Source organism: Burkholderia sp. Ac-20353 (genome assembly GCF_017104785.1).
GTDB lineage: Bacteria > Pseudomonadota > Gammaproteobacteria > Burkholderiales > Burkholderiaceae > Burkholderia.
Window position 1 is genome coordinate 1 of record NZ_JAAGPL010000266.1, and the last position, 10,138, is coordinate 10,138.

The following is a 10,138-nucleotide window of genomic DNA, read 5'->3' on the forward strand; positions in this document are numbered from 1 at the left end:
GCTCGAGCCCGTTCACCGCGCCACCGGCCGCGAGCGGCACCGGCACCGCGGCGGTCTGCGACGCGCCGCCCAGGTTGCGGGACAGGCCTTCGCGCAGGTAGTCGAGCGCCGCGCGGCGGGTCTCGTCGCGGTCGTCCGGCAGCATCACCGTGCCGACCGCGAATACCGCACCATCCAGGTGCGCGGCCTGCATCCGCATCTTCATCGGCGTGCCGCCGATCGTCACTGGATGCTCGTCGACGGTCGGCTTCGCGGGCAGGTCGATCGTGTAGCCGGCGTCGTTGTGCAGCGTGCGCCAGTCGTACGACGGCGTGCACGCGGCGAGCACGGCGCTCGCGCACATGAGTGCGGCGATGTGCCGCAGCGGACGAAAAAGGGGACGCAGCGGAGCGGCAAATTCCTTCGGCATGACGGAGATCGGAGCGGGCAAAGCGTGCATTATGCGTCGAACGGGAACGCCGGGATGTGTGGCGACCGCCGGTGCGTGCGCCGCATTCGCGCTAAAATGACCAGCGAATTTCGACGTCCCTGGCCATGTCCGGCGTCCCCCGACCGACTCCGAGAGCACCACAGATGAACTCCACGCCTCCCTCCTCCAGCCGCCGCGCGAGCCCGATCCGCTATGTCGCGGCGCTCGCCGTCGTGGCCGCCATCGCCGTGGCCGGCTTTTTCGCGTTCAGCGGCAAGTCCAGCGTGCCGGACGCCACGTTCACGCTGCTGTCGGGCCAGAAGGTCTCGACCACCGGCGACCTGAAGGGCAAGGTCTACCTCGTCAACTTCTGGGCGACGAGCTGCGCGACCTGCATGCAGGAAATGCCGCAGATGGTCGATACCTACAATCGTTTCAAGGGACAGGGCCTTGAATTCGTCGCGGTCGCGATGAACTACGATCCGCCGATGTACGTCGCGAACTACGCGCAGACGCGCCAGCTGCCGTTCAAGGTCGCACTCGACGATGGCAGCGTCGCGAAGCAGTTCGGCAACGTGCAGCTGACGCCGACGACCTTCGTCGTCGACAAGGACGGCAAGATCCTGAAGCGCTATGTCGGCGCGCCGCAGTTCGCGGAGCTCGACGCGCTGCTCAAGAAGGCGCTTGGGAACGCTGCATAAGCGCTGCATAAGCGCTGCCTGAGCACTTCGCCCGATAGGGCCGGCGGGCGCGCGATGCGCGCGACGCCGCAAGAAGGACCACAAGACGGACCGCATGACCGGACATCACCGGTTCTGCGGTCCGTTTCTTTTCAGCGGTCCGTTTCGCCCTTCGCCGACAGCCCGTAGCGCTTCATCTTCTCGTACAGCGTCGCCTTGCCGACGTGCAGCCGGTCCGCTGTCGCCGCGACCGCGCCGCCCGTCTGGTTCAGCGCCTCGGCGATCACCGCGCGCTCGAACTGCTCGATGCGCTCCTTCAGCGTCTGCTCGTTCGCGTCGTCGTCGCTGCCCGCCGCGTCCTGCGGCATGTCGGCGACGCCGAGCACGAACCGGTCGGCCGCGTTGCGCAGCTCGCGCACGTTGCCGGGCCAGTCGCGCTGCAGCAGGCTCGCGCGCTGCCGGTCGGTCAGCACCGGCGCCGGGCGGTCATAGCGCACGGCCGCGTCGAGCATGAAGTGCTCGAACAGCGGCACGATGTCCTCGCGGCGCTCGGCGAGCGGCGGCAGCGCGATCGTCACGACGTTGAGCCGGTAGAGCAGGTCGCGCCGGAACGTGCCGGCCGCGACCAGTTCGCTCATGTCGCCCTTCGCGGCCGCGACGATCCGGCAGTTCACGCGGATCGGCTGGTTCGAGCCGAGCCGCTCGAGCACGCCGTCCTGCAGCACGCGCAGCAGCTTCACCTGCAGCGCGAGCGGCATGCTTTCGATCTCGTCGAGGAACAGCGTGCCGCCGGACGCGTATTCGAGCTTGCCGACCCGGCGCTTCGCCGCGCCCGTGAACGCGCCGGGCTCGTAGCCGAACATCTCCGATTCGAACATCGGCTCGGGCAGCGCACCGCAGTTCACCGCGATGAACGGCTTGTCACGCCTCGGCGACAGTTCATGCAGGCTGCGCGCGATCAGCTCCTTGCCGGCGCCCGTGTCGCCGTTGATCAGCACCGACGCATCGGTCGGCGCGACGTTCGCGATCAGCTTGCGCACCTGTTCGATCGCCGGGCTGCGGCCGATGATGCGCGGCGCGACGACGTTCTGCTCGGCAAGCTCGCGGCGCAGCGCGTGGTTCTCGAGCACCAGCTCGCGCCGCTCCAGCGCGCGCCGCACCGTCTCGATCAGCCGCTCGGCCGCGAACGGCTTCTCGATGAAGTCGTACGCGCCGTCGCGCATCGCCTGCACCGCCATCGAGATGTCGCCGTGGCCGGTGACGAGGATCACCGGCACGTCGGGCACGCGCTCGCGGCATTGCGCGAGCAGGTCGAGCCCGCTCGCGCCGGGCAGGCGGATGTCGCTGACGATCACGCCGGCGGCGTCGGCGACGATCGCCTTCTCGGCGGCTTCGGCCGACTCGAAGCCGGTCACGTCGAAGCCCGCCAGCTGGAGGCTCTGCACGCCCGCGCGGCGCACGAGCGCGTCGTCTTCGATATAGATCACTTGCAGCCGGTTGGCCATCGTACTCACTTGCTCCTGATGGGCCCCGTGGCCCTCGGACCGCGCGGCGGCAACGCGTGCGCGGGTCGGTTCACGCCGATTTTCCCTCAGTCCGGCGCGCGACGGACGCTTCTTGCGAACCCGCCTGCCCGGACACGGAGTCCGGATGATGCGTGCGGGCGCGCCGCAACGTCAAGACGAACTGCGCGCCGCCGGACGGTGCGTTGCGCGCGGTCAGCGAGCCGCCCGCGTCGCTCGCGATCGACGACGAGATCGCGAGCCCGAGACCGAGTCCGCGGCCCATTTCCTTCGTCGTGAAGAACGGCTCGAACAGGCGCGGCAGCAGGTCGGGCGGGATGCCCGGACCGTTGTCGCGCACCTGGATCGCGAGTGTCGCGGCCGATACGTCGACCGTGACTTCGATACGCGGTGCGGCCGTGCCTGCCACCGCGTCCAGCGCGTTGCCTAGCAGGTTGATCAGCACCTGCTCGAGACGCAGGTCCTCGCAGCGCGCGACGAGTTCCGGATGGTCGTTGGCGAGATCGAGCGGCGCGGGCGGCACGGGCGATACGGGTGACATGGGCGACACGGTCGCATCCCGCAGCGTCAGCACGAGCGTGACGCCGCGCAGCCGTTCGTCGAGTAGCGCCAGCACGCTGCGCAGCGCGCGCACGACGAGCGCCTGCTCGTTGCGCGGGCGCGCGCGGCCGACAAACAGCTTCAGCTGGTTGGTGATCTTGCCCATCCGCTCGGTGAGCGCGGCGATCGCCTCGAGGTTCTCGCGCGCCGCGCCTTGCTCGCCGCGGTCGAGCAGCACGCGGGTGTTGTCGGAAAAACTGCGCAGCGCGGCGAGCGGCTGGTTCAGCTCGTGCGTGATGCCCGCCGCCATCTGGCCGAGCGCGGCAAGCTTGCTCGCCTGGATCAGTTCGTCGTGCGCGGCGCGCAGCTCCTGTTCCGCGCGGATCCGGTCGCCGACTTCCTTCTGCAGCTGTTCGTTTGCCTCCGACAGGTCGGCCGTGCGCTCCTCGACGCGCCGGTTCAGCTCCGCATACGCCTGCTGCAGCAGCGCGCGGCCGCGGATCATCTCGCGCACGCGCGCGCGGCGCATCCGCCAGTAAAACGCGAGCAGCGCGACCGACACGAAGCCGAAGCCGGTGACGATCGTCGCGTTGCGCGCATCCGCGTCGACGGGCGCGATCGGCGCGAGCGTGACGAGCGTCCAGTCGGGCTCGCCGATGCGGCGTTGCGTTGCGAGATAGCGCGGCGCGCGGCGGCCCTCGCCGATGCGCACGATCTGCGCGTTGGCGCCGAGCAGTTGTTCAACGCGCAGCGGCAGCGGCGTGACCGGCTGCTGCGCGTACTGGCGGGTTTCGAAGATCGACGCGGCGACGGGGCCCGCCAGCGGCCGCAGCGTGTGGTACTTCCACGCGGGCACCGACGACAGGAACACGACGCCGTGATCGTCCGTGACGACGAGCGGCTCGGACGCGTCCGCGCCCTGGAACCACTCGAGATTGAGCTTCACGACGACGACGCCGACAAGGCGGCCATCGCGCCACACGGGCTGCGAGATGTAGTAGCCGGGATCGCGCGAGATCGTGCCGATCCCGAAGAAGCGACCGACCTGGCCGTGCATCGCGTCGATGAAATACGGCCGGAAACGGTATCCGATCCCGACGAAGCTGTCGGGCGCACGCCAGTTGCTCGCGGCGACGCACAGGCCGTCCGCGCCGATCAGGTAGGTGACGGTCGCGTGCGCGTGCTGGTTGAGGTCTTCGAGATAGCGGTTGGCGCGCGCCGCGTAATCGGCGCGCTTCGGCTCGGCGAGCAGATCCTGCACGAGCGGGTGGCTGCCGAGCAGGTACGGCAGCGATTCATAGCGGTCGAGCGTGCTTTTGAGCGCGCTGGTGGTGCGATCGACGCGCACGGCGGCATTGCGCTGCAGCTCGTCGATCCCGCGCCGCCACGTGACGGTCCACGTCAGCGCACAGGCCGCGGCGAGCGCGGTGGCGAGCGCGACGAGGATGAGCAGGCGGCGCTTCACGGGGACGGCTTCCTGACGATGTGGATCAGCTATTGTGTCATAGCCGTCCGCATCCGCCCTGCTGCTACCGTTGCCGTTGCCGCTGCTGCTGCCGTTGCCGCTGCCGTTGCCGGCGCCGTTGCTGCGGCCACTGCAGTTGCCGCCATCAGGCGCGCGGCCCGCGAGCGGCGCCGCCGCCTGCTCCTTCATGACGTCAGACGCCGGCCGTCTCGGTGTTGACGACTTCGCCACCGCCGTTCAGCGCCTGGCGCAGCTTCGCGCGGTCGAGCTCCTTCTCCCACGCGGACACGACGACCGTCGCGACGCCGTTGCCGACGATGTTGGTCAGCGCACGGCATTCGCTCATGAAGCGGTCGATGCCGAGGATCAGCACCATGCCCGACAGCGGGATGGTCGGCACGACGGCGAGCGTCGCGGCGAGCGTGATGAAGCCCGCGCCGGTGACGCCGCTCGCGCCCTTCGACGTCAGCATCGCGACCGCGAGCAGCGTGAGCTGCTGCATCCACGTGAGCTCGATGTTGGTCGCCTGCGCGATGAACAGCACGGCCATCGTCATGTAGATGTTGGTGCCGTCGAGGTTGAACGAGTAGCCGGTCGGCACGACGAGGCCGACGACCGAGCGCGAGCAGCCGGCCTTCTCGAGCTTCTCCATCAGTTGCGGCAGCGCGGCTTCCGACGAGCTCGTGCCGAGCACGATCAGCAGTTCTTCCTTGATGTAGCCGACGAAACGGATGATCGAGAAGCCGGTGATGCGCGCGATCGTGCCGAGCACGACGAGCACGAACACGACCGACGTCAGGTAGAACGTGCCGATCAGCTTGAGCAGCGGCACCAGCGAGCCGACGCCGTACTTGCCGATCGTGAACGCCATCGCACCGAACGCACCGATCGGCGCGAGCTTCGTGACGATGTGCACGATGCCGAACAGCACGCGCGTCATCCCGTCGATGAAGTCGGTGACCACCTTGCCGCGCTCGCCGAGGTGCGCGAGCACGCTACCGAACAGCATTGCGACCAGCAGGATCTGCAGGATCTCGCCCTGCGCGAACGCGTCGACCATCGTGTTCGGGATGATGTGCATCAGGAAGTCGACCGTCGACTGCCCGTGCGCCTTCGCCGCATACGACGCGACTTCCTTGCCGTTCAGCGTTGCCGGATCGATGTTGAAGCCGACGCCCGGACGCAGGATGTGCGTGGCCGCGAGGCCGAGCATCAGCGCGAAGGTCGACACGATCTCGAAGTACAGCAGCGCCTTGCCGCCGACGCGCCCGACCTTCTTCATGTCCTCCATGCCGGCGATGCCGGTCACGACCGTACAGAAGATGATCGGCCCGATCACCATCTTGATCAGCTTGATGAAACCGTCGCCGAGCGGCTTCATCTCGGTGGCGAGGGTCGGATAGTAGTGGCCGAGGATCACGCCGACGATGATGGCGAAGATCACTTGCACGTAGAGCACTTTGTAGAGGGGTTTCTTCTTCACGGTGATTCCTGATGAAGGTAGAGATGAGCCGGTGAAACGGCGTCACGCGCGCGGGAAGGAACGAGGAAGGGGGCAATGCCCGCTGGATCACTCGCCCGCGCGGCTGCCGTGCCGCAACAAGCGATGCCTCAGGACATCCGGGGGAGGTGGAAGGCGTTGGTCATCGATTGTCTCCTTGATGTAGTAGTCGGGCCGGGGGTGGCCGTGGCTTCTATATTGCAAGGTCGATGCCAGCCGTATGAAAGCGGTCAAGCCTTTGTTTTTATTGAATTTCCCACAATGCGGCAGGGGTCGGAATCCGGGTTTCCGGAATTCCGGATTACATCCGTCCGGCGATCCGGACGGATGTAATGTTTCATCATATGAATCAATGCTGCACGTACAGCCCGTGCGAAGTCGTCACATCCTCCGTCTTCGGCTTATTGCTTCGACAGTGCGATGTAGCGCGCGAGATGGTGGTCCTCGTCGCCGAGCTGGTGGTCGATCATCACGAGCCGCTTCGCGTAGTGCGACAGCGGCAGTTCCCACGTCATGCCGATCCCGCCGTGCAGCTGGATACTCTCCTCCGCGACGAGCGTGCCGATCCGGCCGATGCTGTACTTCGCCGCCGCGAGCGCGCGTTCTCGCACGACGCGCGGCGCATCAAGCTGCGCGGCCGCATTGATCACCGCCGAGCGCGCCTGCTCGACTTCGAGCAGCAGGTCGGCCATCCGGTGCTGCAGCGCCTGGAAGCTGCCGATCGGCGCCCCGAACTGCTTGCGCGTGCGCAGGTATTCCAGCGTGTGCTCCTTCGCGACGTCCATCGCGCCGAGGGCTTCGGCCGACAGCGCAAGCAGGCCGTAACCGAGCACGCGTTCGAGCAGCGCCGCGCCCGCTTCACCGCCCGTGCCGCTGCCCGCGTGCGGATCGCCGAGCAGTGCATCGGCCGGCAACTCGACACGGTCAAAGCGAAGTTCGGCCGCGCGCCCGCCGTCAATCTTGCGATAGCCGCGCAGCGACATGCCGGGCGCGGATGCCGGCACGACGAACAGGCCGATGCCGTCCGCATCGTCGTCAGCGCCCGCAGTGCGTGCGGTGACGACGAAAAATGCCGCCTGTTCGGCCTGATCGACCACGCCCTTCGCGCCTGTCAGCACCCAGCCGTCGCCGCGCCGTTCCGCACGCGTGCGCACGGTGGTCAGCTCGTAATGCGACGCCGGCTCATCGTGCGCGAACGCGGCGCTCGCGCGGCCGTCGATCAGCGCGGCGAGCCGGTCGCGATGCGCGGCGCCGCCAGCGAGCGCGAGCGCGCGGCCCGCGAGCAGCGCGCCGAGGAACGGCTCGACGACGAGCCCGCGCCCGAGACACTCGAACACGACCGCGATGTCGAAGCCCGCACCGCCGAGCCCGCCGTCGGCTTCGGGAAACAGCGCGCCGATCGCGCCGAGTTCGGCGAAGCGTTCCCACATCGTCCGGTCGAAACCTTCCGTCGATTGCGCGATGCGGTCGCGCACCGCGAACGGGTACTGTTCGGCGATGAAGCGGTTCAGCGTGTCCGCCAGCATCCGGCGGTCTTCGGTATGTCGAAAGTCCATCTGCACTCCTGCGTTACAGCCCGAGCATCATCTTCGCGATGATGTTCTTCTGGATCTCGTTCGAGCCGCCGAAAATCGACAGCTTGCGGTTGTTGAAGTACTGCAGCGCGGCGCTCGCGGCCTCTTCGGGCCCGACCGGCTCGCCTTCGTAGCCGGCGTCGAGCGCTTCGTCGACGAACGGCTGCGCATACGGCCCCATCGCGCGCCGCATCAGCGACGTGATTTCCTGGCGGATCTGCGTGCCGCGAATCTTCAGCATCGAGCTTTCCGCGCCCGGCGCACCGCCGCCCGCGACTGCGGCGAGCACGCGCAGGTTGGTCGTCTTCATGTTCTCGAGCTCGATCTCGACGCGCGCGATGCGCGCCGCGAAATACGGATCGTCGGCGAGCGGCCGGCCGTTCTTGCGCACCTTCGCGGCCACCGCGTGCAGCCGGTCGAGCGCGGCCGTCGAAAAGCCGACGCCCGCGATGTTGGTGCGCTCGTAGGTCAGCAGGTATTTCGCATAGGTCCAGCCGCGGTTTTCGTCGCCGACGAGGTTCTCGGCCGGCACGCGCACGTCGGTGAAGAACACCTCGTTCACCTCGTGCTCGCCGTCGAGCGTGACGATCGGGCGGACCTCGACGCCCGGCGAATTCATGTCGACCAGCAGGAAGCTGATGCCTTCCTGCTTGCGCACGTCGGTCGCGGTGCGCACGAGGCAGAAGATCATGTTCGCGTAGTGGCCGAGCGTGGTCCACGTCTTCTGGCCGTTGACGACGTAGTGGTCGCCCTGCGCGTCGACACCCCGCACCGCGCTCGTCTTCACCGCCGCGAGATCGGAACCCGCGCCCGGCTCCGAGTAGCCCTGGCACCACCAGTCGGTGCCGTCGAGGATGCGCGGCAGCCAGTGGCGCTTCTGCGCTTCGCTGCCGTACTTGATCAGCACCGGGCCGAGCATGTTCACGCCGAACGGCACGATGCGCGGCGCGCCCGCCAGCGCGCACTCGTTGTCGAACAGGAACTTCTGCGCGACGCTCCAGCCGGGGCCGCCGTACTCGCGCGGCCAGTGGCTCGCGAGCCAGCCGCGCGCGTTGAGGATCGCGTGCCATTTGCGCATGTCGTCGCGGGTCAGCCGCAGGCCGCCCTTCACCTTGCGCGAAATGCGCTCGGGCAGCCGTTCTTGCAGGAAGCGCTGCACGTCGGCGCGAAACGCTTCCTCTTCGGGAGTGAAATCGAGATCCATCAGGTATCCGTAGTGAATTCGTGAGAACGTTCAGTCGAAGCGGTTCAGGCTGGCGAAATCCGCGCCGCGCTCGACGAGCTCGACGATCAGCGGCGACGGCTTCCAGAACAGCGGGTCCTCCTTCGCGAACGCGCGGATATCGGCCAGCACGTTCGCGAGGCCGATCGTGTCCGCGTAGTGCATCGGGCCACCGCGATAGCGCGGGAAGCCGTAGCCGTGCAGGAACACCGCATCGACATCGAGCGGGCGCAGCGCGATCTTCTCGTGCACGACGTTCGCGCCCTCGTTGATCATCGCGGCGAGATAGCGGCGCAGGATCTCGTCGTCGGTGAACGTGCGCGGCGTGACGCCGCTCTTCGCGCGTTCGTCGGCGACGATCGCCTCCACTTCCGGATCGGGCATGCCGCTGCGCGCGCCGTCCGGATACAGGTAGTAGCCGCGCCCCGTCTTCTGGCCGAACCAGCCGCGCTCGCACAGCCGGTCGGAAATCCCGACGTAGCGGGCGCGCGGATTGCGCGTCGGCGCACGGCGCTTGCGGCTCGCCCAGCCGATGTCGCCGCCCGCGAGGTCGACGACCTGGAACGGCCCCATCGGGAAGCCGAACTCGCGCACCGCGCGGTCGATCTGGTACGGCGACGCGCCGTCTTCCATCAGGTAGTCGGCCGCGGTGCGATAGACGGCGAGAATGCGGTTGCCGATGAAGCCGTCACACACGCCCGCACGCACCGGCGTCTTCTTCAGCTGCTTCGCGAGCGCGAACGCGGTCGCGACGACCTCCGGACTCACGCGCGCCGGCACGACGATCTCGAGCAGCTTCATGATGTTGGCCGGCGAGAAGAAATGCAGGCCGATCACGTCGGACGGCCGGTCGATGCTCGCGGCGATCTGGTCGATGTCGAGATACGACGTGTTGGTCGCGAGCACCGCGCCCGGCTTGCACACGCGCGCGAGTTCGGCGAACACGGCCTGCTTGACCGCGAGATCCTCGAACACGGCCTCGATCACGACGTCCGCCTGCGCGAGCGCGTCGTACGACGTGCTGCCGTTCAAGCGCGCGAGCCGCTCGGCGTGCGCGGCGGGCGTCATGCGGCCTTTCGCGACGAGGCCGTCGTACACCTTCCCGACATGCGCGCGGCCGCGCGCGAGCGCCGCGTCGTCGCGCTCGATCATCGTCACCGGCAGCCCCGCGTCGAGCGCGGCGACCGCGATGCCCGCGCCCATCGTGCCGCCGCCGACCACGCC

General features: G+C 68.1%; 8 protein-coding genes. 1 reads left to right on the forward strand and 7 read right to left on the reverse strand.

What is annotated here, in order from left to right; genetic code table 11:
- Nucleotides 1-409 (reverse strand): hypothetical protein (locus G3N94_RS37150; protein WP_205799210.1); only part of this gene is annotated, 409 nt, incomplete at its 3' end.
- Between the two features lie 164 nt (nucleotides 410-573).
- Between G3N94_RS37150 and G3N94_RS37155 the strand changes: the two genes are divergently transcribed.
- The gene (locus G3N94_RS37155) at nucleotides 574-1,110 is read left to right on the forward strand and encodes a TlpA disulfide reductase family protein (protein WP_205799211.1); all 537 of its coding nucleotides are present in this window, start codon (nucleotides 574-576) and stop codon (nucleotides 1,108-1,110) included.
- A gap of 131 nt (nucleotides 1,111-1,241) precedes the next feature.
- Here the strand turns inward: G3N94_RS37155 and G3N94_RS37160 are convergent, their stop codons facing one another.
- From G3N94_RS37160 to G3N94_RS37185, 6 genes are all read right to left on the reverse strand, one after another.
- Complete coding sequence (locus G3N94_RS37160; protein WP_124600168.1) at nucleotides 1,242-2,594, reverse strand: sigma-54 dependent transcriptional regulator; 1,353 nt, start codon at nucleotides 2,592-2,594, stop codon at nucleotides 1,242-1,244.
- A gap of 70 nt (nucleotides 2,595-2,664) precedes the next feature.
- On the reverse strand, nucleotides 2,665-4,806 hold the full coding sequence (locus G3N94_RS37165) for an ATP-binding protein (protein WP_205799212.1): 2,142 nt from the start codon (nucleotides 4,804-4,806) through the stop codon (nucleotides 2,665-2,667).
- A 4-nt stretch (nucleotides 4,807-4,810) separates the two neighbouring features.
- Nucleotides 4,811-6,100, reverse strand: a complete 1,290-nt coding sequence (locus tag G3N94_RS37170) for a dicarboxylate/amino acid:cation symporter (RefSeq protein ID WP_205799213.1) — start codon at nucleotides 6,098-6,100, stop codon at nucleotides 4,811-4,813.
- 419 nt (nucleotides 6,101-6,519) lie between these two features.
- Nucleotides 6,520-7,674, reverse strand: coding sequence for an acyl-CoA dehydrogenase (locus tag G3N94_RS37175; protein WP_205799214.1), 1,155 nt, complete (start codon nucleotides 7,672-7,674; stop codon nucleotides 6,520-6,522).
- Between the two features lie 13 nt (nucleotides 7,675-7,687).
- Nucleotides 7,688-8,896 carry an acyl-CoA dehydrogenase family protein gene (locus G3N94_RS37180; protein ID WP_205799215.1) on the reverse strand — a complete coding sequence of 403 codons (1,209 nt, stop codon included), beginning with the start codon at nucleotides 8,894-8,896 and terminating at the stop codon, nucleotides 7,688-7,690.
- 30 nt (nucleotides 8,897-8,926) lie between these two features.
- The coding region (locus G3N94_RS37185) for a 3-hydroxyacyl-CoA dehydrogenase (RefSeq protein ID WP_241022291.1) at nucleotides 8,927-10,138 on the reverse strand (1,212 nt) is incomplete at its 5' end.